Source organism: Novosphingobium sp. (genome assembly GCF_040398825.1).
Classification (GTDB): domain Bacteria; phylum Pseudomonadota; class Alphaproteobacteria; order Sphingomonadales; family Sphingomonadaceae; genus Novosphingobium.
Genome location: NZ_JBBATI010000013.1, coordinates 51,049 through 75,492, shown reverse-complemented (window position 1 = coordinate 75,492; position 24,444 = coordinate 51,049). Strand labels below are relative to the sequence as shown.

Here is a 24,444-nt window from a genome sequence, read left to right as displayed (position 1 = left end):
GGCACCCGCTGCCATAGCATGCAGGCGGGTGTTGCGCCATTCGGTTCACGGCACTGCGCGATCAAACCGGCGGGTGGTTTTGCGCCATCCGGTTCAAGCAATATTGCATCAACCCCGGCAAGCAGGCATGATGCGGTAGTTAACCGGGAGAGAGCACAATGCGTTTTGTCACCAAGTTTGCCACCGCCGCCGCCACCGCAATGGCCGCCTGCGCGCTGATCGCATCGCCGGCCCTGGCCGCGCCATGCAAGGATGCCAACGGCAAGTTCACCAAATGTCCGCCGGCCGCCGCCGCGGCAAAGGCCACCCCGGCCAAGCCCAAGGCCGCCCCGGCCAAGCCCAAGGCCGCCCCGGCCGCGCCAAAGGCCGTCGCAAGCCCGGTCGCTGCTCCGTCTGCAGCCGCCGCCAAGGCACCCGCAGCCAAGGCGACCGCAGCCAAGGCAGCCAAAAAGTCCGGCGCACCGGCGCAGCGCTGCCGCAATGCCAAGGGCCAGTTTGCCAAGTGCGGCACGCCCGGCGCGCATTGACGCCACCCTTTTGATGATCGGGGCGCGATCGATCACGATCACCCGCTGGGGGTGATTGCTTGATCGTGCCCCGATCGGCCCTACCCGCAAGGCTGGCGGCGCAATTCAGCGCTGGTCCGGCTGCATTCAGGCGTGACCGCATGAAACCGCAATTCATGGTAATGACCTGTGCATTGGCCGGTCTGGGAATGACCAGTATCGGGGTTACCGATCCTGCCGCCAGCAATTTTGGCCCTGCCCGTCTGGCGGCGCGGCCAGTCGCAGCATCGCGATCGGCTGCGGCCTTGTCGTTTACCGCCGATGGACGCGCGATCGCACCACCGGGATACCGCGACTGGCCGTTCCTGACCGCCGGGATCGACATGAATTACGACGCCACGGTGGGCCAGCCGGGCGCGCATGTGTTTGACAACGTGTTTGTCGATCCTGCCGCGTTGCGCGCCTTTCGCCGCACCGGTCGCTGGCCCGAAGGGGCCGTGCTGGTCAAGGAATCGCGCGATGGATTAACCAAAGGGTCGATCAACAAGTCAGGCCAGTTTCAGGGCGAGGCGGTGACCGACCTGGAACTGCATGTAAAGGACACCCGGCGGTTTGGCGGCTGGGCCTTTTTTTCGGTCAGCCCGGGTCAGCCGGCGCGGGCGCGACCGCCCAGCGACGATTGTTATGCCTGCCACGGCGCGCATGGCGCGGTCGACAGCACGTTTGTTCAGTTTTACCCGACGCTGATCGGCGTGGCCCGGGCAAAACACACACTGGCGCCGGAATATCGTCAAAGCGCCGCCGGCACCGGCGGCTGACCAGCGGCGCAGTTCTGTTCGCGCGCCACTGGTCCCCCAAACACTTCGTCACCATGCCAAGGAAGTCTGTCGTCCGACCTAGGGAACTATCCCGAGGGCGCAGACTGCACAATGTTACCCCGAACCGCCTAACCATCGCACTCCCCGTGCCGGGCCAGCATGGCGGCAGGCCGCTCCGGCCCCCGCAGCCAACAACCCGCACGGCTGTCATGGAGGCGGGATATGTCGTCAGCACAAACGGTGACGATCAAAAAGCGGTATGCATTGTCGGTGATCGTGCTCGTCTGCGTGGCGGTGGTCCAGGCGGCGGCGTTCGTCTACCTTCAGTATGCCAGCCATGTGCTGGACCTGCGTCAGCAATTGATGACCTCGGTCACCCAGCACCAGATGCTGGGCGACATGAAACACGATGGCATCCAGAACGATGTGTTCCGCCTGATCGACGCGCAGCAACGCGGCGACACCGGCAAAGTGCACGAAGCCCTGTCCGGCACAGCAGACAATATCGACACGCTGATCAAAGCCTATGATTTCGTATTTGCGCAGACTTATGACGAACCATTGCAATCAGCCGTGCGCAAAACCGTGGTGGATCGCGACAACTATGTCACCAACGCCCGCACAATAGCCGATCGCATCACCCGGTTTCCGCAGGATTACCACACAGCGCTCGACAGCTTCAACGCCTCCTTCGACCGCTTTGAACACAGCCAGGAAACATTGAGCGAGGCCATTCAGGCCGAACGCGATCATGAGGCGGCGACCGCAGAAACGCTGTTCATCGTGTCGCTGGCGGTCACCCTGACCACCGCACTGGCCATGGCGATTGCGCTGACGTGGAGCAGCCGGTTCGTGATGCGCAACATCATCAGCCCGGTCGAGGATCTGGCAGCGACGCTGCGTCGCATGGCGCGGGGCGATTATGACGCGGTGATCGATGGCAATCCCGATGGCGACGAAATCGAACAGATGTCCGCCGCGGCCGGCATTTTCCGCCAGACCGCGCTGACCATGCAGCAGTCGGAGATTGACCAGCAACTGGTGGTGACCGAGCTCGCCTGCGGCCTGGCCCAGCTGGCCGAACGCGATCTGGAATACCGCGTCGATACCGAATTGCCCCCGCAATACGAAGAATTGCGCAGCAATTTCAACCGTGCTGCGCGTTCGCTGGCCCAGGCGCTCGGCTCTGTGCGGGTCGGCGCATCCTCGCTTACACGGTCGATCGCCGATATCCGCAGTTCCACCGACGATCTGTCACAGCGCAATCTGCGCCAGGCGGCTTCGCTGGAGGAAACGTCGGCGGCCATGAACCAGGTCAATGCCAGCGTGCAGGAAACCGCCGCCGGCGCCGCCGCCGTGCGCAACACCATCGTGCGCGCCCAGACCGAGGCCAGCGCGGGCGGCGCAGTGGTCACCCGCGCGATCGAGGCGATGGCCGAAATCGAACGGTCAACCCAGGAAATCAGCCAGATCATCGGGGTGATCGACGGCATCGCGTTTCAGACCAACCTGCTGGCGCTGAACGCCGGGGTCGAGGCGGCGCGCGCTGGCGAAGCAGGCCGCGGCTTTGCGGTGGTCGCAACCGAAGTGCGCGCGCTGGCGCAACGTTCTGCCGATGCCGCAAACCATATCAAGACCCTGATCACCAGTTCGACCAACCAGGTCGATCACGGGGTTACCCTGGTGGGCGAAACCGGGGCGATGCTGCGCGCAATTGTCGAACGCGTTGGTGAAGTGACCGCAATGGTCAACCACATTGCCGATACCGCGCAAAACCAGGCCACGCACCTGGGCCAGGTCAACGAAGCGGTTGGCGAAATGGACCGCGTGACCCAGCAAAACGCTGCCATGGTCGAACAGACCACCGCCGCGGCCCGTGCGCTGGGCGACGAGGCGGCGCAATTGGGAATGATGGTCAGCCAGTTCCGCACGCGCGATGTGGAAAGCCGCGGGGCCGCGATCGACGCCAATCTGGCCAAGCGGCGCAACACCCTGACCGGAAATAGCGGTAACAGCGCGACGGATGCGCCACCCGCACCGGCGCCCGTCTCCGATTCCGGCTGGTCATCGCTGGATGACGATTTCGCCGTGGCGGGCACCAATCGCGCCGCCTGGGGCTGACGCCTGACGGGTTCAGCCGGCAGTCCCGTGGCAATGCTTGTATTTCTGGCCTGATCCGCACGGGCATGGCGCGTTGCGGCTGATGCCCTGCCCGGCCCAGGGGTCACCCGCGCCCGGTGCCTGCCCCGGGCCTTGTGCACCCAGAATGCCCAGCGCCGATGCCGGTCCGGGGATCGGGCGGCTGTCATCTTCGCCGGTCAGCGGATCGACATGACTGAACAGGGTGCCCGGCGCGGTCAGGAAATCGGGCAGATCGGGCAGCGCACCAAACGACGCGGGATCGGGCTGCTGCATGCGGAATTCGGCCGTCATGAGTATACGCGTGACGTCTTCGCGGATGGCGTGGAGCATCTTTTCAAACAGCCCGAACGCTTCCTGTTTGTATTCGTTGATCGGGGTTTTCTGCGCATAGGCACGCAGGAACACCACCTGGCGCAGCGCATCGAGCGTGGCGAGGTGTTCTTTCCAATGGTGATCCAGCCGTTCCAGCAGGATCGCCTTTTCCAGATTGGCCCAGGCTTCGGGTTCAAACCCGGCGATGCGCGCGTCCATCTGCGCCTCTGCCAGCGCGGTAATGCGCGTTTCGATGGCTTCGGGTTCCAGATGGTCTTCGGTCATCCAGTCGTCGATCGGCACATCCATGCCCAGCACATCGGATGCCCGCGTTTTCAGCTCTGCCACGTTCCACTGTTCGGGATAGGACCCAGGCGGGCAGGCATCGCCGACCAGCGTGTTGATGGTATCCTGGCGCATGTCGATCACCACATCGCCAACAGCGTCGGAATCCATGATGTCGGCACGCTGTTCGTAAATCACCTTGCGCTGGTCGTTCATCACGTTGTCGTATTCTACGACCTGTTTGCGGATGTCGTAATTGCGCGCCTCAACCTTTTTCTGCGCAATTTCGATCGCCTTTGACAGATAGCGCGAACCAATCGCTTCGCCGTCGGCCAGGTTGGCGTTCATCATCCGTGAAAACATCGTGTCTGGCCCGAAAATGCGCAGCAGATCGTCTTCAAGGCAGAGGTAGAATTTCGACAGGCCGGGGTCGCCCTGGCGGCCGGACCGGCCGCGCAACTGGTTGTCGATACGGCGGCTTTCATGGCGTTCGGTGCCAATCACGCACAGCCCGCCCGCAGTCAGCACCTTGTCGCGCGCCTCGGCCACTTCGGCCTCGATCTTGGCGATCGCCGCCTGCCGTTCGGGGCCTTCGGGCATGTCCGACAGTTCGTCTTCGATGCGGAATTCGGTATTGCCGCCCAGTTTGATGTCGGTGCCACGGCCAGCCATGTTGGTGGCGATGGTCACCGCACCGGGTGCGCCGGCCTGCGCCACGATATGCGCTTCCTGTTCATGGAAGCGGGCGTTGAGCACCGCGTGCACGACGCCTTCCTTTTTCAGGAAGTCCGACAGCAGTTCCGACTTTTCGATCGATACGGTGCCGACCAGCACCGGCTGACCGATTTCGTGCTTGTCGCGGATCAGCTTGGCGATGGCGCCAAATTTGTCGTGCGTGTTCTTGTAGAATTCGTCTTCTTCATCCACCCGCAGCACGGGCACGTTGGTGGGGATGGTGACGACATTCATCTTGTAGATGTCGAAAAATTCGGGCGCTTCGGTTGCGGCGGTCCCGGTCATGCCCGAAATTTTGGGATACATGCGGAAAAAGTTCTGGAACGTGATCGATGCCATGGTCTGGTTTTCGGGCTCGATCCGCACGCCTTCCTTGGCCTCGACCGCCTGGTGCAGCCCGTTTGACCAGCGCCGGCCATCCATCATGCGGCCGGTAAATTCATCGATGATGATGATCTTGCCGTCCTTGACGATATAATCGATGTCACGCTTGAACATGACATTGGCTTTCAGCGCCTGGTCAAGGTGATGCACGACCATGGTGTTGGCCATGTCATACAGGTTCGACCCTTCGAGCAGCCCGGCCGCCTCCAGCTCGCGTTCCGCCCATTCGACGCCGTCTTCGGTCAGGTTGACGGTCTTCTGCTTTTCATCGGCTTCATAATAGACGGGGTCGATCTGCTTGATCACCGCATCGACCGACACATACAGGTCGCTCTTGTCTTCGGTGGGGCCGGAAATGATCAGCGGGGTGCGCGCTTCGTCGATCAGGATCGAATCGACTTCATCGACGATCGCGTGGTTGAACGGCCGGTGCACCATCTGGCTGCGTTCATGCTTCATGTTGTCGCGCAGATAGTCAAAACCCAGCTCGTTGTTGGTGGCATAGGTGATGTCGGAATCGTACGCCGCGCGCCGCTGTTCCTCGTTCAGGTTGGGCACGATCACGCCCACGCTCAGCCCCAGAAAGCGATAGATCTGCCCCATCCATTCGGCATCGCGCCGCGCCAGGTAATCGTTGACGGTGACAACATGGACACCCTTGCCCTCGATCGCGTTGAGGTATGTCGCCAGCGTCGCCACCAGCGTCTTGCCCTCACCCGTGCGCATTTCGGCGATTTCACCGCGATGCAGCACGATCCCGCCGATCATCTGCACATCGAAATGGCGCATCCCCAGCACGCGGCGCGATGCTTCGCGGCATGTCGCGAATGCCTCTGGCAGGACATCGTCAAGCGTTTGCCCGGCGGCGATCTGGTCGCGGAATTTCTGCGTCTGCGCGGTCAGTTCGGCGTCTGACAGCGCCTCCATCGCCGGTTCGAACGCGTTGATCTTGCGCACAATCTTGTCCAGCGATTTGACATAGCGATCGTTGGACGAGCCGAATACGGCCTTGGCGATGGAGGCGAACATGGACAATTTCCCGATGATTTGAATTGTGATTGCAGGCGCGCAATCGATGCGCGGCCGTGATGAAATGGCAAACAGGCGGCGCGCCGACAGCTGCGCCCGGCCCCGCGCTATTCGTGCGGTTGATCGGCGATCGTAACGCCGCAGGGCTGTGCCAGCCCGGCATCAACCGGCGGCAAGGGCCGGGTCAGATCAAGCCGAACCGCCGCGCGCGCCATCCGCGCCCGTACCGGGCAGGTGGCTGCAACCGGGGCGCTTTCAGCCTGGGCCAGCGCCGCGCGCCCGACAATCTCCGCCGGCGATGACGCAACCGCGACATCGGCGAGCGAAAGCCCCGACAACATGGCAAGAAGAACCAGCAGAAAACGCATCGCGTGCCAGATAAGCGCAATTTGCTTAATCGTCCATTGCCAAAGCGCACAAACCTGATCCTCTCCGAACGGGGAGTATCTTTGCTTTATGGACGCGGGGGCACGCATTGATTAGAGCCCAGCATCATGTCCGACACCATCTCCCCCCTCGCCCGCCCCTTTCCCATGATGCCGCCGATTGCCGGTGTTGCCCTGCACACGGTGCGTGCGGGGTACAAGGATTGGGGGCGCTGCGATCTGACCTATGTCGAGCTGGCCGAGGGCACCAGCGTGGCGGGCGTGTTTACGCGCAACGTGTGCTGTTCATCCGAAGTCGAACTGGGGCGGCAGAACGTGGGCCAGGGGCAGGCGCGCGCGCTGGTGGTCAATGCCGGCAATTCCAACGCCTTTACCGGCTATCGCGGGCGCGAAGCGGTTGAGGCGATCATGGACCAGGTTTCCGCGCATCTGCACACCCCCCGCGAACAGGTGTTCGTGTCCTCCACCGGGGTGATCGGCGTGCCGCTGCCCAAGGACAAGGCACGGGCCGGGATCGCCGCCGCCTTCACCGCGCCATTGGCGACATGGGAAGAGGCCGCGCGCACGATCGGCACGACCGATACCTTTGCCAAGGGCGCGACCGCGACTGCCGTGGTTGGTGAAGCCACCGTCACGCTGGCGGCAATCATCAAGGGATCGGGGATGATCGCGCCCGATATGGCGACCATGCTCGGCTATATTTTCACCGATGCCGATGTCGCGCCTGCCTTTCTGCAAGCAGCACTGTCCGCCGCCAATGCGCGCACCTTTTCGTGCATCACCGTCGACAGCGACACTTCGACCAGCGACACCGTGCTGGCGTTCGCCACGGGCAAGGCTGGCAATCCGCGCATCGACGATGAAAATTCGCCCGGCGCCGATGCCTTTGCCGCAGCGCTGGCGGCAGTATGCCGCGATCTGGCGCAATTGGTGGTGCGCGATGGCGAAGGCGCGCAGAAATTCATTACGGTGCAGGTATCGGGCGCGGTGTCGGATGACAGCGCGCGCCGCATCGGCCTGGCCATCGCCAATTCGCCGCTGGTGAAAACCGCGATCGCGGGTGAGGATGCCAATTGGGGCCGCGTGGTGATGGCGGTGGGCAAGGCCGGCGAACCGGCCGACCGCGACCGCCTGTCGATCGGCTTTGGCGGCACCTGGGCCGCGCGCGATGGCCAACCCCTGCCCGATTATGACGAGGCACCAGTGGCCGCACATCTGCAAGGGCGCGACATCACGATCGAGGTGGATATCGGGCTGGGCCAGGGCCGCGCCACGGTGTGGACCTGCGATCTGACGCACGGCTACATCGCGATCAACGCCGATTACCGGTCATGATCACGATCTGGGGCCGGCCCAATTCGCACAATGTGAAAAAAGTGCTGTGGGCGGCGGTCGAAATGGGCATCGACCACCACCGCATCGATATGGGCGGCGCGTTTGGTTATACCCCGGAATATCTGGCGCTGAACCCCAACCGGCTGGTGCCGATGATCCAGGATGACAGCGTGCCGGGCGGCTTTGCGCTGTGGGAATCGAACACCATCCTGCGCTATCTGGCCGACGCGCATGCGCCCGCGTGGCGGAATGCCGACCCGCGCGCGCGGGCGCAGGCGGAAAAGTGGATGGACTGGCATTTCGATTTTTCCGATGCGCAGCGCGGTGCGTTTCTGGGGATCGTGCGTGGCGGCAAATCGGCCGACGATCCCGCGGTCGCTGCATCGTTGGCTGCTACGGTCCCGCTGGCGCGTATCCTCGATGCCGAACTGGCGCGCACGCCCTATCTGTCGGGCGACCGCTTTGGCATCGCCGACATGCCAATGGGGGTCTACGCCCACACGTTCTTTGCGCTGCCGCACGATCGGCCATCGCTGCCCAATCTGGAAGACTGGTACGCCGGGCTGACCGATCGGCCCGGCTATGCCGAACATGTGATGATCGCGCTGACATGACGCGCGCGCTGGATGACCAGATTGGCGCGCTGATGGCGCGCGTGGCGCAGACCGCGATCCTGCCGCGATATCAGCAACTGACCGCCAGCCAGGTCGTGGCCAAGGCTGTCGATGACATGGTGACGGTGGCCGACACCGATGCAGAAGCCTTGTTGACCGAGGCGCTGGCGAGCATCCTGCCAGAGGCGGCGATCGTCGGCGAAGAGGCCGCGCATGCCGACCCGGCAGTGCTGGAACGGTTGGGCGATGGCCTGTGCTGGATTATCGATCCGCTGGATGGCACCAACAATTTTGCGACCGGCAAGCCGCCATTCGGCATCCTGATTGCGCTGGCCGAACGCGGCGAAACAATCGCCGGGTGGATCTATGACGTGCTGACCGGGCGGTTTTGCGCCGCGCATCGCGGGCATGGGGCGTGGGTGAACGGCGAACGCGTGACCGCGCGCACCACCGGGGCGCAACCGCCGATCGCCGCCATATCGCTGGTGTTCCTCGATCCCGATCGGCGTGCGGCGATGAAGGCGCACGTGGCGCCGCATTACACCGTGGTCGATATCCCGCGTTGTGCGGCGGAACAGTACCCGCGCATCGTGCTGGGGGTGAACGACGTGTCGATCTTTGAACGCACGCTGGCGTGGGACCATGCGGCGGGCGTCTTGTTCGTCAACGAGGCCGGCGGCCGCGCCGCCCGGCCCGATGGCAGCCCCTATCGTGTGGACTGCCACCTGGAACCGGGGCTGATCGCCGCATCCAGCCCGGCGTTGTTTGATGCCATGGCAGAGCGGCTGACGGGTTTGTAATTCCTCCCCGGTCTGGGGAGAAAAATTACAACGCGCCTTCCAGCCAGCCTTTCAGCTGGCTCTTGGGTGCGGCACCCAGTTTCTGCGCAACCGCTTTGCCGTCCTTGAACAGCACCAGCAGCGGGATTGATTGCACGCCGATGTCGCCGGGCACCTGGGTGTTTTCCATAATGTCCATTTTGACGATGGACACCTTGCCGGCCAGTTCTTCGGCGATTTCTTCCAGCGCAGGCGCGATCATCTTGCACGGGCCGCACCAGTCCGCCCAGAAATCGACCAGCACCGGCAGTGGCGAAGACAGCACGTCGGCGGCAAAGCTGGCGTCGGTAACGGATTTGGTGCCCATGATTGATAAACTCCCGCAAAAAAAGGTCGTGCCCCTATCTAGGCACGGGCGGCCGCCATGCAACCGATCAGCCTGAAAAGGTTTCCTCTGTGGCGATAAGGCCCAGCTTTTGCGCCGTCAGCAGTGCATCGGGCAACACGAACAGCCGGGGCGTGGCGGTGTACAGCAACGCCGCCTCTACCTGCCGGCCCGGATGGATCACCTGCAGCGCCGCAACATAGGCCGCCATCTGGCGCAAATAGGCATTGGGCACCGCCGACAGGCTGTCGGGCGGGCGGCGGTCGGTCTTGAAATCAACAATGCGGATCGTATCCGGCGTGATCACCATGCGGTCGATCGTGCCGTTGATCATGCGGGTGCCAACCAGTGCGGCGATGGCGACCTCGGCCAAGGACCCCGGCCCGAACACGGCGTTCCAGCCCGGCTCACCCAGCACCGCCAGCGCCGATGCGACCATCCGGTCGCGTTCGTCGGCGGGCAGATCACTGGCCGTGCGCACCAGCCATTGCGCCGCCGCCGCCGCGCGGCGATCGGGCGCCACATCGGGCAGGCGTTCCAGCAGGCGGTGCAACAGCGTGCCGCGCCGTGCCGCATTGCGCGCGCCCGGCCCAGGGCGGGTTGGCGGCGCGGGCGCGGCGTCCTCACCCAGCGCGCTGGGTGCCAGCGGCCGCAGCGGGCGGGGTTCAGGGCCGATCGCGACCAGCAATTCGCCCGGCAGTGCCGGCTTTGCGGTGGCCAGTGTCCCGCTATCCTGGGGCGGCAGAGCGGCCAGCGCGCCATAGTGCCAGCGCCGCCCCCACCGCGAATCCGCCCGATCGGCGCCATCGGGCATGACCTGCGCCAGCGCGGCATACCAGCTGTTGTCCGGCACCACGCCCTTGTCGCGGGGGCCGAGCGCGCCAGTAACAAACAGCGCCTCTTCGGCGCGAGTCATCGCCACGTACAGCAACCGCCAGTGTTCCTCGCGCTCGGCGGCCTGGGCCGTGACCTCTGCCTGGCGCACGCGTTCGGGCTTTTCGGTCTTGCGCAATGGCGGCAGCGGCACAGCGCGACCATCGCCATCGTTGAGCGCGACCGGTGACGGCAGCTTCTTGCCCGGATCGGCGGTGGCATCGGCCAGAATCACGATCGGCGCCTGTAAACCCTTTGATCCGTGTACGGTCATCACCCGCACCAGATTGTCCTGCCCGCCCGCCTCACGCTTTACATCGCCATCGCCAGCGGCAAACCAGTGGCAAAATCCGGCCAGGCTGGGCACGTGGCTGGCGGCATGCGCCATCGCGGCGTTGACCAGTTCATCAATCGGATCGCCGGCCTCTTCGCCCAGCCGCGCGATCAGCGCTTTGCGCCCCTGCCACGGCCCGACCAGAATCCAGGTGAGCATCGCCACCGGTGAAATATAGTCAGCGCGCGTCAGCAGATCGCGCAACATGGCCATGGTGCGATGCGTCGCCGGGCCTTCGTGGCTGCGCAGATGGTCCCACAGCCGCGTGCCCGCCGGGCGATAGCCGTGCTCCAGCAAATCTGCCTGCGTCCAGCCCAGCAAGGGCGATACCAGCAGCCCTGCCAGATTGAGATCATCGCCCGGTTGCACGCAGAACTGCAGCGCCGCCATCAGGTCCTTCACCGCCAGCGGCGCGCCCAGCCGCAACCGGTCAACGCCCGCGACCGGCACGCCTTCGGCATGCAGCCGCGCCACGATCAGCGCCGCCAGCGCGCCACGTTTGCGCACCAGCACCATGATTTCGCCCGCGCTGGCGCGCCGCACGCGGCCCTTGGTCAGCGGAAACCCGTGGTCCAGCCATTGCCGCACCTGCCGCGCGATGCGCCCGGCCAGTTCACGATCGGTGCCCGACAGCCAGGTTTCATCGCCGCCCGCATCGCCATCCGGCAAGTCATCCGCGCCATCGGCGTCATCGCTGTCCACCACCTGCCCGACCGGTTGCCACAGGCAGACCAGCCCGGGAATGGCATGGCCGATATGGGGATCGGGCGGGTCGGGCAGGCCGAATTGCGCGGGGCCAATCGATTCAATCGCCAGATCGACAAAATCGAGCACTGGCTGCGCGCTGCGGAACGACCGCCCCAGCCCCAGATCGTCCAATTCCAGCGCTGGATCATCCGCCGCCTGTGCCAGGTCGCGCAATTGCGTGGCCACGCGCTGTTTGGCGTGCGCAAAATTTTCCGGGCTGGTGCCCTGAAACCCGAAAATCGCCTGTTTGTAATCGCCCACCACAAACAGCGTGCGCGCGGCATTTTCATCCTGCAGTTTGCCCGCGCCGCTGAAAAAATCGCCGGTCAGGCCGTCCAGCACGATGCGCCATTGCGCGGCATTGGTATCCTGCGCCTCATCCACCAGCACGTGATCGAACCGCCGGTCGAGCTTGAAGCGGATCCAGTCGGCCGCATCGCGCCGGGTCAGCAGCGCGGCGGCGGCGCGAATCTGGTCGTCAAAATCGATGAACCCTTCGCGCGATTTGGCCGCTTCCCACGCCAGCGCAAAGCGCCGCCCCAGCCCCAGCGCGGGGGTGGCCAGATCGACCAGCGCCAGCGCGCGCGCCAGTTCGCGCACCGCCTCGATCGCTTCACCCAGCACGGCGATATCGTCGGGATAGGCCGGACTGACCTTGGTCAGGTTCTTCACATGCTTGGGTTCGCCATCGGCCTTGAACAATGCGCCCGCCAGCGCCGGCCAGCTGGCGGCGCGTATTTCCGCACTGGCGGCCAGCCACTGGTCGATCGGGTCGATCATGCCATCGGCGGTCTTGGTGCCCCATTCATGCACGGCGTCGGCACAGCGCCGCAGTTCGGCCATCGGAAACACCGCATCGTCAAACCATTCGGCCAACAATCCTTCACCGGCATCCGCGGGCAGGCCGACCAGCCGGTTGATGCGCGGGCGCAGCGGCGATTGCCATGCGCCCGGACCGGTCCACAGCTCAGTGGCAGCGGCGCAACGCAGCAGAAACCGGGTCAGATCGCTCTCGCCCATGCGCCGGCTAAGCGCCGCGAGATCTTCGATAAACACGCTGTCGCCGGTTTCCTCTGCGCGCACCAGCAGATCAATCAGCACGCGGCGCACCAGCAGGTCGCGATCGCGGTCCTCCATGGCGCGTGATCCGGGGCGCAGGCCCGCTTCTTCGGGAAAGGCCGACAGCAGCCATTGCGAAAAGGCATGGATGGTTTCAATGCGCAGGCCACCACCGGGGCAATCGAGCACCGCGGCAAACCGGCTGCGCGCGCGTGCCAGCGTGGCCGGATCGTGCGCGGCGCCAATCGCCATCAGGTGCGTGGCCAGTTCGGTCGCCTCCATCCGCACCCAGTCGGCCAGCTTTTCGCCGATCCGGGTCGCCATTTCCGCAGCGCCCGCCTTGGTAAAGGTCAGGCACAGGATCTGGTCAGGCGTCACCCCGGGTTCCAGCAGCAGCCGCAGCACGCGCGATGTCAAAACTTCGGTCTTGCCGGTGCCCGCCGAGGCTGACAGCCACACGCTGCGATCAGGGGCGACCGCCGCCAATTGGTTGCCCTGCAACCGGCGCACTTGTTGCGCGAGTGTCTTGGCCGCACTCATGCGCCATCCCCGCTGCGGTCACGGCCGATCCATTCATCCAGCCGCATCAGCTGATCATAATCGGCATAGCCCGGCTGATCGGGGTTGAGCCGCGCGGTAAAGGGGTCAGACCCCAAAATCCACTGGTCCAGCGCCTCGTCAAGATAGCGCAGCGTCAGCGGCAGGAATTCATCGCGCGCCACCCCGCTGCGCTTGCGCCCTTCGCGGATCGGTTCGTCGCTCCAGCCAAAACCGTCTTCCTTTTTGCGGGCGGACAAGGACCAATATTCAAACCGCGTCGGCGTCCCCGTCACGCCGTCGATGCCGCCCTGTTCGGCCATCAGCCCGATCAGCCCCAATTGCAGCGCAAAGCCATCGGCGACCATTTTGCCAGACGGGGGGCCACCGGTCTTGTAATCGACAATCGCCAGCGTGCCATCCGGCAATCGGTCGATGCGGTCGGCGCGGCCCTTGATCAGCACTCCGCGCACGGTCAGTTTGCCCCACTTTTCAAACGCCACCACCCGCCGCCCTTCACCCGTCAGGCGATCGTGCTGATCCTCTATCCACAACAGCGCGTCGATCAGCCGTGGTTGCCACAGCGCGCGCATCAGCGGGTGTGCGCTCATTCGTGCCAGCGCCTGTTCGGCCAATGGCACCAGTTCGCCCGGCGGCGCGCCCGCCCTGTGCCACGCTTCAAGAATGGCGTGAACGGCAGTACCGCGCCAGGCCGGGCTGGGATCGGCGTCGATGGGATCAAGCGATTGCAGCCGCAGGATGGCGCTTGCGTAAAACTGATAGGGATCGCCGCGCAACCGGTCGAGCGCGGTCACCGCGATATCGACACGGCGTTGCGCCGCAGTGGGCATTGGCAGCGGTCGCGGCGCGGGCGACACGCGATCGCCCCGGTCAAGCGCCTGCGCCCAATCCACGGCATCACGCTCGATGGCGATACGATCACTGGCCATGGCGCGAATGCGCAGCAGAAACCGCGACGGCACGGTCGGCCCGCCACTGTCGCGCAGCGCATGGCTGAGCACCACTTCGGGTGCGCCCAGCGCGGCGGCAAAGTCGTGCGCGGCCAGCCCGATGCGAAAATCGGCACCGGGAATGCCCAGCGCGCGCAGCACCGCCGGCGCCAGCACCGGATCGGACGAAGGCGCCGCCGGCCAGGTGCCTTCGACCAGACCGCCGCAAATCACCAGATCGGCGCGGCTCATCCGTGCCTCGATCAGGCCATAGATGGCCAGGCGCGGGTGCCCGCCATAGGGGGGCCGCACCGCCACCTGATCCAGAGCGTCGCGCAGCATCGCGGGCAATTCGGCAGGATCGACGGTCGTGTCGGCCAGCGCGGGGTCACCCGCTGCCGCGCTCCATTCTTCGACAAATTGCGCCAGCGCACGACCATCGGCCCCGGCCCAGATCGTATCCCCGCACAGCGCCTCTGCCACCTCCACCAGCAGCGCCAATGCCTCGGCCAGCGGCAGCGGGGCGTCGCGCATCAGCACCGGGGTCAGCGTCAGGCCAACCCCATCCCACCATGCGCTTAGCGCTGCATCGGGCCGTCGCATATTTTGCAGATGCGCGTGCAAGCCGGCGATCCCCGGCCCCGGCCGTGGCCCGCGCAAGGCCAGATCGAGCTGGCGCACCCGGTCCAGCCAGGCGGCGCGGCCATCATCGCCCGCCACCAGCGGATGCCCCAGCAGCGCGATCAGCGGCACCGGCGCAACGCGTTCGGCCCAGGTTTCGGCCAGCAACAGCAGCAGACGCCCGGCCGCGGTCTGTGGCAATGGACGCCCGGCGCTGTCATCGGCGGCGATGCCCCAGCGCTGCAAATGCCCGATCACGCGTTCGGCCAGGCCGCGGTCGGGGGTGATCACCGCCACGCGCCGTTCGGGCACGGCCAGCGCACGGCGCACCAGCACGGCAATCGCCAGCGCCTCTTCACCCGGATTGGCGCTGGCCATCAGCCGCACGCCGGCCAGGCTGCGATCATCGGGTGCCAGGCTGGCCCAGATCGTGCTGGCCACGGGCGGCAGGAACAGATTGGAAATCGCACGGCTGCGCGCCGGCGGCGCCGCCGATGGCCCGGCGCGGTGCCATGGCGCAACCTCGTCACGCGCCACGCCCATGCGCGCCAGCAACAGTTTCAGGTGGTATTGCGGGTGGGTAACGATGTCGTGCCGGCCAAAGGTCACGGGTTCATCCGCGCCATCAGGTGCACCGGCATGGCCCAGCGCATCCCACACTGCCGCATCCAGCGCCAGATCAAGGTCGGGCAGCACCACCGCCCCGCCCGGCAGTTCCGCCACCACGCGCAACAATTGCGCCACCGCCGGTGCGGCCGAGGTGACCCCGGCGGCGACCACCGGATAGAGCGGCGGCGATGCAGCCCAGCGATCGGCCAGCAGCCGCAGCAGCCGGTTGCGCCGTTGCGGCGCATCGGTGCCGCCGCGCAAATCGCATTCCACCTGCCACCGGACCAGCACGCGCGCAAACAGCCGGGTCGATGCCGCCCAATGTTCGGCCAGATCACCGACCACGCCGATCACGTGCGGATCGAGCAGGCGATCGGGCGCGATATCCTCGATCAGCAGGCGGTCGATCGTTTCGCCAATCGACCGTGCCAGCCGCAGCAGCGCGGCTTCGCCCGGCACGTTCGCTTGCGGATCGGCGGCCAGTTCATCGCGCACCAGCCGCGCCAGAATCAGCAGGCGCAGCGCCGGATCGACCGCCGGGGGAATGGCGTCATCCAGCGTATCAAACAGCAGCCCCAGCGATTCATCCAGATCGAGGTCGCCCACCACCACCATGCGCGGCAGCATCAGCGCACCGCCGCTGGCACGCACAAACGCCTCGGTCAGGTTGCGCACCGCGCGCCGGCTGGGCAACAGCAGGGTCAGCCGCGCCAGGCCAAAACCGTCTTCGCGATAGCGCGGGATCAGCCCGGCAACCAGCGCATCGGCAAAGCCCCGGTGCGCCGCAATCGCATAAAGCTGCGGCCCTCCGGTGGCCACGTCAAACTTCCGCCAGCGCGGCTTCGGTCGGGGCAATCATGGTCGGGGTGCCGACTTCAAACCACAATCCGCCGTGTACCATGCCATACAGACGGCCTTCATCGATCGCGCGGTCCCACAGCATGCCGGTGGAAAATGCCCCGGCGGGCGCATCGCGCAACAGGCGTTGCGACACGATCTGAATGCCGGTGAAGATAAACGGGGCCACGCGGCCTGGGCGGCGCCGCGAAATCTGCCCCAGCGGATCAAGATGGAAATCGCCCATGCCGGTATAATTGCGCGCGCGGGCATGCCCCACCAGCAACAGCAACGCATCCATCCGCGCATCGTCCCACGCGTCGCTGAGCGCGGCAAACACATTGCGCGGCCCGTCCAGCCAGATCGCATCGGTGTTCAGGCAGAAAAACGGGTCCGCCGCGATCAACGGCAGCGCGTGCACCATGCCGCCACCGGTTTCCAGCAAAGCGCCGGTTTCATCCGAAATGGCGATCGCGGGCGCCTTGCGCGCGGACAGATGCGCGGTCAGCTGGTCGGCCAGATAGTGCACATTGACCACCGCGCGGGTAACGCCGGCCTCAACCAGTTTGTCCAGGCTGTAATCGATCAGCGGCTTGCCCGCGACGCGCACCAGCGGTTTGGGCCGGGTAGTGGTCAGCGGGCGCATGCGTTTGCCCATGCCCGCCGACAACAGCATCGCCACATCGGTCACCAGGGCGCGGTCAGACGATGACGGCTGAACGGCTTCACCGGTCATGGCGCGAACGACCCGCCTGCCACACCGGCCGACCCGCGCAATTCGTCCGGAATGTTGCGATCAAACCACGCCGCCACCGGCGCCAGCGCAGGATGCGCCAGATCGCGTTCCAGCAGCGCCCACACCCGCGGGATCAGATCCAGATAGCGCGGTTTGCCATCGCGTTTCCACAGCCGGACAAAAATGCCGATGATCTTGGTGTTGCGCTGTGCCCCCAGCCGCGCATAATCGGCAAAAAACTGTTCGGTATCAAACGCGGTGCCGATCCCGGCGGCCATGGCCTGGCAATAATGGTCAAACATCGCGGCCTCAAGCTCTGGCGCGACGTCGCGGCGCGCATCCTGCAACAGCGACACCAGATCATAGGCCGGATGCCCGACCAGCGCGTCCTGAAAATCCAGCAGGCCCTGTGCATCCAGCCCTTCGATCAGCATGATGTTTTCGGCATGGTAATCGCGCAGCACGGTCACGCCAGGGCGCTGGCGTGCCAGCAACGGCGCCAGCACCACCTCCCACGCTTCGGTCCAGCCGCGCCCGTCGATATACAGCCCGCGCGCCGGGCAATACCAATCGGTGAACAGGCGGACCTCTCGCAGATATTCATTCAGGCCATAATTGGTGAACGGGCCCGGTGGCAGCCGGTGCAGCCGGACCAGCGTGGCGATGGCCGCGCGGTATACCTCTGCCTCATCATCGGGCCAGGCATCGACATATTCGCGCACCCGCACATCGCCAAAATCCTCCAGCAGGACAAAGCCCTGCGCCGCATCATCGGCCAGGATCACCGGCGCTCGCAGCGCATTGTCATCCAGCCAGCGTGCCGCGCGCAGGAACGGTTCCGGGTCTTCACGCGGCGGCGGCGCGTGCATCAGCATCGCACTGGCACCGCCATCTTTCACAATGCGAAAATAGCGCCGGAACGAGGCATCGCCAGGCAGTGCCCGGATATCCGCGCCCGCCCATCCGGCACGCGCCAGAAACGCCAGGCCGGTTTCGGGAAGGGCATTGTCGGGAATGTTCAGATCCATAGCCCACGCTCTTGCCAAAGCCGACCCGGCTCGACAATGGCCCGGCGGCCTTTTTCGATGGTTTCCATGTGGATGGTCAGGCAACCCGGCTCGTGCGCAAAGCCGCCGGCATGGTCGGGCCATTCCGCAATCAGCGCCGCACCCTGCCGATAATCGTCCAGCCCGATCTCATCCGCCTCTGCCGGGGTGCGCAGGCGGTAAAAATCGGCATGCACCACCGGCAACCGCACCCCGGGCGGATCATAGACCTCGACAATCGCAAAAGTCGGCGACGGCACCTCTCCATCATGCCCCAGCGCGCCCAGAATCGCACGGGCCAGCGTGGTTTTGCCCGTACCCAGCCCGCCGTGCAGCGCCACCACGTCACCGGGTTGCAGCGCGCGCGCAATCTGCGCGGCCAGCGCGGCGGTGGCAGCCAGATCGGGCAACAGGACCACGGTCACGGCAGCAGCACCATGGCGCTGGTGCCCTGCCCCGGTTCGGACATCAGCTCGATCGACCCGCCATGCGCATCGATCAACTGGCGCACCAGCGGCAAGCCCAGCCCGACCCGGCGATCGGTGGCCCCGCCGCCCGCCCCGCTACCCGGTTCTGCGGCAATCGCCAGCCCTTCGATCGCGCGCGCCAGATGCGCCGGCTGCATCCCGCGGCCGTTGTCCGATACAACCACCTGCACCTTGCGATCGGGGCGCCGGGTGCATTCGACCAGAATGCGCCCGCCCGGCGGGGTCGCATCGATCGCATTGTCCACCAGGTGGCCAAACGCGCGGCGCAACCGGCGGCTGTCGCCGGTCACCGTGCCGACCGCATCGCTGCCACGCAGATCCAGTGTCAGCTGGCCTTGCGCAATGCGGTCCGCGCGTTCGTTCACCACATCGGTCAACAGCGCGAACATCGCCACCGCCTCTCGCGCGACGGGCAATGTGCCTGCCTCTCCCTGCGACAGGTCAAGCACGGATTCAATCTGTTCGCTCAGCCGTTCGACCGAAACCAGGATGGCATCGACATAGTCGCGCGCCTGATCGGGCAGATCGCCTGCCAACCCGCCCTGCAGCATTTCGGCAAACCCGCGGATAGAGGTCATCGGCGTGCGGAATTCATAGCTCATGTTGGCGATGAAGCGGGTTTTCACCGCGTCCGCTTCAACCAGCGCGGCATTGCGTTCGCGCAACATCGTCTCTGCCTTTTGCGAATCGGTGATGTCGAGCACGGTCAGCAGCCCGTTGCCATCGGGCAAGGGCACCCCGCCAAACGCCAGGGTGCGGCCATCGGCCAGCACCAGTCGCCCGGTCTGCTGCCGCCGTTCCAGCGTGGCCGCCTCAATCACCTGGGCAATCGTGGCAACTTGCGACGGGCGGCGCAGCTTTGCCGCGATCTGGGCCAGGATCACATCGGCGCGCGGATGCGTCGCCAGCAGGTCTTCATCCAGGCTCCAGTCGGCGGCAAACCGGCGGTTCCACAGCTGCAGCTTGCTGTCGGGGCCAAACACCGCGAGCGATTCAAACAGATTGTCAAACGTCGCGGTGCGCGTGCGCAACAGCGTGTCGCGCGTGGCGGACAATTGCAGCTGTTCGGTGCGATCCTCGAATATCATCAGCAGCCCGCCATCGGGCATCGGCTGTGCCACCACGCGCAAATGGGTGCCGTCGGACAGATGCCACGGTTCCTCCCGCGCCTCGCGGCTAAGGAACCAGCCCTGGCGTTCGCGCCGCCATTCGGGAAAATCGCGGACTTCGGGCAGGCGGCCGCCGTCGCGCATGCGATCGAGCACGCGATCAAACGGCGGCGTATCGGTGATCCAGTTCGGCGGAATCGCAAACATCCGCAGGAACGGCTGATTGACGAACACCAGATTGCGCCGGTCATCAAACTGCGCAATCGCCGCCGACATGGTATCGAGCATCTGCCGCTGCGCGTCGCGAAAGCGGCGGAACTGGCGAGTCAATTCCTCCATTTCCTCGATATCCACGGCATAGCCGGCCACGCCGTCGTCCCCCAGCGGCAGATCGATCACGCGCAATGACCGGCGCTGGCCGCCAATCGTGGCCGACACCACGCGTTCCACCGGCATCCCGCGCACCAGCGCCTGGCGCGCCAGATCGCGCGGGGCCAGGCCATCGGCCGGTTCGACCAGTTCGGACCCGGCGGCCACCACATCAACCCCGCTGCGCCCGCCAACCGCGCGGACATAGGCGGTGTTGACCAGCCGCAGTGCCAGATCGGCGCCGCGAAACCACATCGGCAGCGGCGCCGCCTCAATCAAACCCGACAGGCCGGCAAAATCGGCGCGCGCGCTCGCCGCCTCGGCACGCAGGTTGCGCAATTCCTCTTCGCTTTCACTGGCATCGAAAAACCACACCAGCGCGGCGCCGGCAGGCGAAATCTGCGGATCGGCCAGATGCCCGCGCACCCCCAGCGCCTTGCCCGTCCCGCGCGGGGACAACGACAGGCGGAACGGTGCAGCGGTTTTCTGGGTGCGGCGCACCGCATCGCTCAGCAGTGAAAGCTGATATTCGTCAAACCCGGCGCCCGCGCCATCGCCGCCGCCATCCAGTTCGGACAGGTATCCGGGCATGGCATCCAGCCCGAACCAGCCCGCCAGCCGTGCCGGGCCTTCGATGCGGCCATCGGCACGCACCACCATCGGCAGCGCGGGGGCATCATCCACCATTCGCGCCAGGCGACGCGCCAGCCGCTGGCTGGCCTCTGCCCGGCGTGCCCGTGCCCGGGCGGTCAGCACCGCGCTGGCCGCTGCCACGGTCCATGCCGCCAGCAGCAGCCCGATCACGGCCAGGGCGGCGGGGTTCAGGGTCATGCTGCCATGGCTAGAGTTGTACTGCGGGAATTACAATGTGGAAGCGGCCCGACACCTGAACAAAGCGCACACAAAAAACCGGCCGGGGTTGCCCCCCGCCGGTTCTTTGTTCGCACGACCTGCGATCAATAGCGGCCGTGTTTAATAGCGGTAGTGATCGGGCTTGAACGGGCCGGTCTGGCTGACCCCGATATAGCTGGACTGGCGATCGGTCAGCCGGGTCAGTTTCACACCCAGCTTTTCCAGGTGCAGCGCGGCGACCTTTTCATCCAGATGCTTGGGCAGCACGTGCACGTTGTTGTCGTATTGCGCGGCCTTGGTAAACAGCTCGATCTGCGCCAGGGTCTGGTTGGTAAAGCTGGCCGACATCACAAAGCTGGGATGCCCGGTGGCGCAGCCCAGGTTCACCAGGCGGCCCTTGGCGAGCATGATAATCTGTTTGCCATCGGGGAATTCAACCAGGTCGGTGCCCGGCTTCACTTCGGTCCATTTGTAGTTCGACAGCGCCGCAATCTGGATTTCGCTGTCAAAGTGCCCGATGTTGCACACGATGCTCATCGGCTTCATCGCCTTCATGTGGTCGGCGGTGATCACGTCTTCGTTGCCGGTGGCGGTCACGAAAATGTCGGCGCGCGAAACCGCGTCCTCCATCGTCACCACTTCATAGCCTTCCATCGCCGCCTGCAACGCGCAGATCGGATCGATTTCGGTGACCATCACGCGCGCGCCGCCATTGCGCAGCGACGCGGCCGAACCTTTGCCGACATCGCCAAACCCGGCGACGCAGGCGACCTTGCCGGCCAGCATCACGTCGGTGGCGCGGCGGATCGCATCGACCAGCGATTCCTTGCAGCCATACAGGTTGTCGAACTTCGACTTGGTGACCGAATCGTTCACGTTGATCGCCGGGAACGGCAGTTTGCCGTCCTTGGCGATCTGGTACAGGCGGTGCACACCGGTGGTGGTTTCTTCGGAAACGCCCTTGATGTGTGCGACGCTCGCGGTCAGATAGCCCGGCTTGGCCTTCAAAAAGGCCTTCAGCGCGCGCTGGAATTCGATTTCTTCGGCATTGGCCGGCTCAGGCATGGTGTCGCCGGCTTCGATTCGGGCGCCCCACAGCGCAAACATCGTGGCATCGCCGCCATCATCCAGGATCAGGTTGGTGGTCTGACCATGGCCATCATCCCAATCGAAAATGCGGCCGACGTAATCCCAGTAATCGGCCAGCGTTTCGCCCTTGATCGCAAACACCGGGATGCCGGCGGCGGCAATCGCGGCGGCGGCATGGTCCTGCGTCGAATAGATGTTGCAGGTGGCCCAGCGCACATCGGCGCCCAGCGCGACCAGCGTTTCGATCAGCACCGCGGTCTGGATGGTCATGTGCAGCGAACCGGTGATGCGCGCACCTTTCAGCGGCTGCGACGCGCCAAATTCGGCGCGCAGGGCCATCAGCCCCGGCATTTCGGTTTCGGCGATGGCGATTTCGGCACGGCCAAAGTCGGCAAGGCCGATATCAGCGATCACATAGTCCTGCTTGCTCACGTCGGGGCACTCCTGTTGCGGTGTTCGGATTTCAAATCAAAAAGCTGGCTTCACGCCCGCCACTGATCTGGCCCTTAGCGCCATCGGCGAAGAATATAAAGATATCTTTATATGCGAAATGGGGCAATGCCTGACACGCTCCCCGCATCAATGCCGGACTGTGCAGTTGCGCTGTCACACCGGCGTTCTATACCCGGACCCGCACGGGCATCGCTGTTGCGATGCCCGGCCATGATCCGTTGTGCCAAAGAAGGAATGATTCCGATGACAATCGCAGTTGGAGAAACGCTGCCCGATATCAAACTGGTCAAGGCCACCGCCGACGGCCTGGAACCGGTGCAGACCAGCAATTATTTTGCCGGCAAGAAAGTCGTGCTGTTTTCGGTTCCCGGTGCGTTCACCCCGACCTGTTCGGCCAAGCATCTGCCGGGCTTTGTCGACCACGCCGCCGATTTCAAGGCTGCCGGTATCGACGAAGTGGCCTGCACCGCGGTCAACGATCCGTTCGTGATGAAGGCGTGGGGCGCTGCGTCGGGTTCGGCCGATGTGACGATGCTGGCCGACGGCAACGGTGATCTGGCCAAGGCGCTGGACCTGGTGATGGACGGTACCGGCTTTGGCCTGGGCATCCGCGGCCAGCGGTTTGCCGCCGTCATCAACGACGGCGTGGTCGAACAACTGCATGTTGAAGCACCGGGCGATTTCAAGGTCAGCTCGGCCGAATACGTTCTCGAGCATCTTTGATCTTGCGCATCGGCAGGCCCGGTTAGCGCCGGGTCTGCCGATGACCGCTATCAATACCCCATCAAACTCAGCACTTCCTTGCGGCTGCGGTTGTCTTCCAGAAACACCCCGATCAGCCGGCTGGTGATCATGCCCACCCCCGGGGTGCGCACACCGCGACCGGTCATGCAACCATGCTGCGCCTCGATCACCACGGCGACGCCATGAGGTTTCAGGTTGTCCCAGATGCATTGCGCCACTTCGCTGGTCAGCCGTTCCTGAATCTGCAGGCGGTGGGCAAAGCCGTGCAGCACCCGCGCGAGTTTTGAAATGCCGACCACTTTGTCGCGCGGCAGATAGGCGATCGACGCCTTGCCGACGATCGGCGCCATGTGGTGTTCGCAATGCGACTGGAACGGAATGTCTTTCAACAGCACCAGTTCCTGATATCCGCCCACTTCTTCGAATTGCCGGCCAAGGTGCCTGGCCGGGTCTTCGCCGTAACCCTGGCAATATTCGCGCCAGGCGCGCGCCACACGCTTTGGCGTGTCGCGCAGGCCTTCGCGGTTGGTATCATCGCCGGCCCAGTGGATCAGTGTGCGAATCGCGTCCTGCACGTGATCGGGCACGGCAATCTTGCCCAGCTGTTCGTCATCGTCGTCATCGTGATCGTGATCGGCGTCGATAATGCTGGTCATGCCCGTTTTCGTTTCCATGGTTTGGCAAGGTGTCATGGCGGACGATCAGCACCGTCCGCCGGGTTGTGCCTGAACTAGGTGCGCGGTCGCCAAATCGCAAGACGTCGCAATGGGCAGCGGATCACCGGCTGAGCCGGCCCGGAGCTATTTGCGTGGCAGGATGATATCGTCGGGATGCGCGACGTTCATGTCGCGGCGCAGCAGTTCACCCACCAGATCGGGGTCGGCATGGCGGCGATCAAGCAGATCGACCCGGTTGTGCAGCCGGTCACGAAGCGCGGTCAGCCGGGCAATTTCGCGCGCATTGCGGTCAAGCGACCGCGCGTTTTCGGTCCACGCCAGCACGCCGCTGGGCCCGGCCAGCGCCACCGCGCCCAGCACCAGCAGCACGATCAGCGCCAGTGACTGGGTCAGGCTTTCACGCGGAAGCCGCAGGGTTTGCCGATTGCGTCGCATTGGTTACACCGAATCATATACCAGCCCAAGATTCAACACATAAAATCAACACCTTCAAAAAATAGTGCGCCGATGCGGCGCAACGCCATGTTTATGCGGCACGGGCATGTTGCCGACCGGACGCGGTTTCTCGTCGACATATACGTCTAAATACGTAAAGTTCCGGACA

Annotated in this window: 19 protein-coding genes; 7 read left to right on the top strand and 12 right to left on the bottom strand. The window is 64.9% G+C overall.

Annotated elements, in window-relative coordinates; translation table 11 throughout:
- The first annotated feature begins 158 nt into the window (after positions 1-158).
- From ABWP89_RS08755 to ABWP89_RS08745, 3 genes are all read left to right on the top strand, one after another.
- Entirely contained in the window at positions 159-527 is a 369-nt protein-coding gene (locus ABWP89_RS08755) for a hypothetical protein (protein WP_353228680.1), read from the top strand.
- Positions 528-682: 155 nt separating this feature from the next.
- Entirely contained in the window at positions 683-1,324 is a 642-nt protein-coding gene (locus tag ABWP89_RS08750) for a cytochrome P460 family protein (RefSeq protein WP_353228678.1), read from the top strand.
- A gap of 222 nt (positions 1,325-1,546) precedes the next feature.
- A complete protein-coding gene (locus ABWP89_RS08745) occupies positions 1,547-3,445 on the top strand; it encodes a methyl-accepting chemotaxis protein (RefSeq protein WP_353228676.1) in 1,899 nt (632 codons plus the stop codon).
- A gap of 12 nt (positions 3,446-3,457) precedes the next feature.
- Here the strand turns inward: ABWP89_RS08745 and secA are convergent, their stop codons facing one another.
- Entirely contained in the window at positions 3,458-6,211 is a 2,754-nt protein-coding gene (gene secA, locus ABWP89_RS08740) for a preprotein translocase subunit SecA (protein WP_353228674.1), read from the bottom strand.
- A gap of 107 nt (positions 6,212-6,318) precedes the next feature.
- Positions 6,319-6,579, bottom strand: coding sequence for a hypothetical protein (locus tag ABWP89_RS08735; RefSeq protein ID WP_353228672.1), 261 nt, complete (start codon positions 6,577-6,579; stop codon positions 6,319-6,321).
- Positions 6,580-6,705: 126 nt separating this feature from the next.
- Between ABWP89_RS08735 and argJ the strand changes: the two genes are divergently transcribed.
- The 3 genes from argJ to ABWP89_RS08720 are packed head-to-tail and all read left to right on the top strand — an operon-like array spanning position 6,706 to position 9,346.
- Positions 6,706-7,932 (top strand): bifunctional glutamate N-acetyltransferase/amino-acid acetyltransferase ArgJ, encoded by a 1,227-nt coding sequence (gene argJ / locus ABWP89_RS08730; RefSeq protein WP_353228670.1) that lies wholly within the window; start codon positions 6,706-6,708, stop codon positions 7,930-7,932.
- A complete protein-coding gene (locus ABWP89_RS08725; protein WP_353228668.1) occupies positions 7,929-8,546 on the top strand; it encodes a glutathione S-transferase family protein in 618 nt (205 codons plus the stop codon). Before argJ ends, ABWP89_RS08725 begins: the two co-directional genes overlap by 4 nt.
- Positions 8,543-9,346, top strand: coding sequence for an inositol monophosphatase family protein (locus ABWP89_RS08720; RefSeq protein WP_353228667.1), 804 nt, complete (start codon positions 8,543-8,545; stop codon positions 9,344-9,346). Before ABWP89_RS08725 ends, ABWP89_RS08720 begins: the two co-directional genes overlap by 4 nt.
- A gap of 25 nt (positions 9,347-9,371) precedes the next feature.
- Here the strand turns inward: ABWP89_RS08720 and trxA are convergent, their stop codons facing one another.
- From trxA to ahcY, 8 genes are all read right to left on the bottom strand, one after another.
- The gene (gene trxA, locus ABWP89_RS08715) at positions 9,372-9,692 is read right to left on the bottom strand and encodes a thioredoxin (RefSeq protein WP_353228665.1); all 321 of its coding nucleotides are present in this window, start codon (positions 9,690-9,692) and stop codon (positions 9,372-9,374) included.
- 67 nt (positions 9,693-9,759) lie between these two features.
- The gene (gene addA / locus ABWP89_RS08710; protein WP_353228663.1) at positions 9,760-13,263 is read right to left on the bottom strand and encodes a double-strand break repair helicase AddA; all 3,504 of its coding nucleotides are present in this window, start codon (positions 13,261-13,263) and stop codon (positions 9,760-9,762) included.
- Positions 13,260-16,259, bottom strand: coding sequence for a double-strand break repair protein AddB (gene addB, locus ABWP89_RS08705; RefSeq protein ID WP_353228662.1), 3,000 nt, complete (start codon positions 16,257-16,259; stop codon positions 13,260-13,262). Before addB ends, addA begins: the two co-directional genes overlap by 4 nt.
- A 1-nt stretch (position 16,260) precedes the next feature.
- A complete protein-coding gene (locus ABWP89_RS08700) occupies positions 16,261-17,013 on the bottom strand; it encodes a nucleotidyltransferase family protein (RefSeq protein WP_353228661.1) in 753 nt (250 codons plus the stop codon).
- Entirely contained in the window at positions 17,010-18,041 is a 1,032-nt protein-coding gene (locus ABWP89_RS08695) for an aminoglycoside phosphotransferase family protein (protein WP_353228659.1), read from the bottom strand. The genes ABWP89_RS08700 and ABWP89_RS08695 overlap by 4 nt, the downstream gene beginning before the upstream one ends.
- On the bottom strand, positions 18,032-18,484 hold the full coding sequence (gene tsaE / locus ABWP89_RS08690; protein WP_353228658.1) for a tRNA (adenosine(37)-N6)-threonylcarbamoyltransferase complex ATPase subunit type 1 TsaE: 453 nt from the start codon (positions 18,482-18,484) through the stop codon (positions 18,032-18,034). Before tsaE ends, ABWP89_RS08695 begins: the two co-directional genes overlap by 10 nt.
- Positions 18,481-20,856 (bottom strand): sensor histidine kinase, encoded by a 2,376-nt coding sequence (locus tag ABWP89_RS08685; protein ID WP_353228656.1) that lies wholly within the window; start codon positions 20,854-20,856, stop codon positions 18,481-18,483. Before ABWP89_RS08685 ends, tsaE begins: the two co-directional genes overlap by 4 nt.
- A gap of 141 nt (positions 20,857-20,997) precedes the next feature.
- A complete protein-coding gene (gene ahcY / locus ABWP89_RS08680; RefSeq protein WP_353228654.1) occupies positions 20,998-22,398 on the bottom strand; it encodes an adenosylhomocysteinase in 1,401 nt (466 codons plus the stop codon).
- A 264-nt stretch (positions 22,399-22,662) separates the two neighbouring features.
- On the opposite strand from ahcY, the gene ABWP89_RS08675 reads away from it, so the two are divergent.
- Entirely contained in the window at positions 22,663-23,142 is a 480-nt protein-coding gene (locus tag ABWP89_RS08675; protein WP_353228653.1) for a peroxiredoxin, read from the top strand.
- Between the two features lie 50 nt (positions 23,143-23,192).
- Here the strand turns inward: ABWP89_RS08675 and folE are convergent, their stop codons facing one another.
- Both folE and ABWP89_RS08665 read right to left on the bottom strand, forming a co-directional pair.
- Positions 23,193-23,819, bottom strand: coding sequence for a GTP cyclohydrolase I FolE (gene folE / locus ABWP89_RS08670; protein ID WP_353228651.1), 627 nt, complete (start codon positions 23,817-23,819; stop codon positions 23,193-23,195).
- A gap of 144 nt (positions 23,820-23,963) precedes the next feature.
- Positions 23,964-24,275 (bottom strand): FtsB family cell division protein, encoded by a 312-nt coding sequence (locus tag ABWP89_RS08665; protein ID WP_353228650.1) that lies wholly within the window; start codon positions 24,273-24,275, stop codon positions 23,964-23,966.
- Positions 24,276-24,444 lie beyond the last annotated feature (169 nt).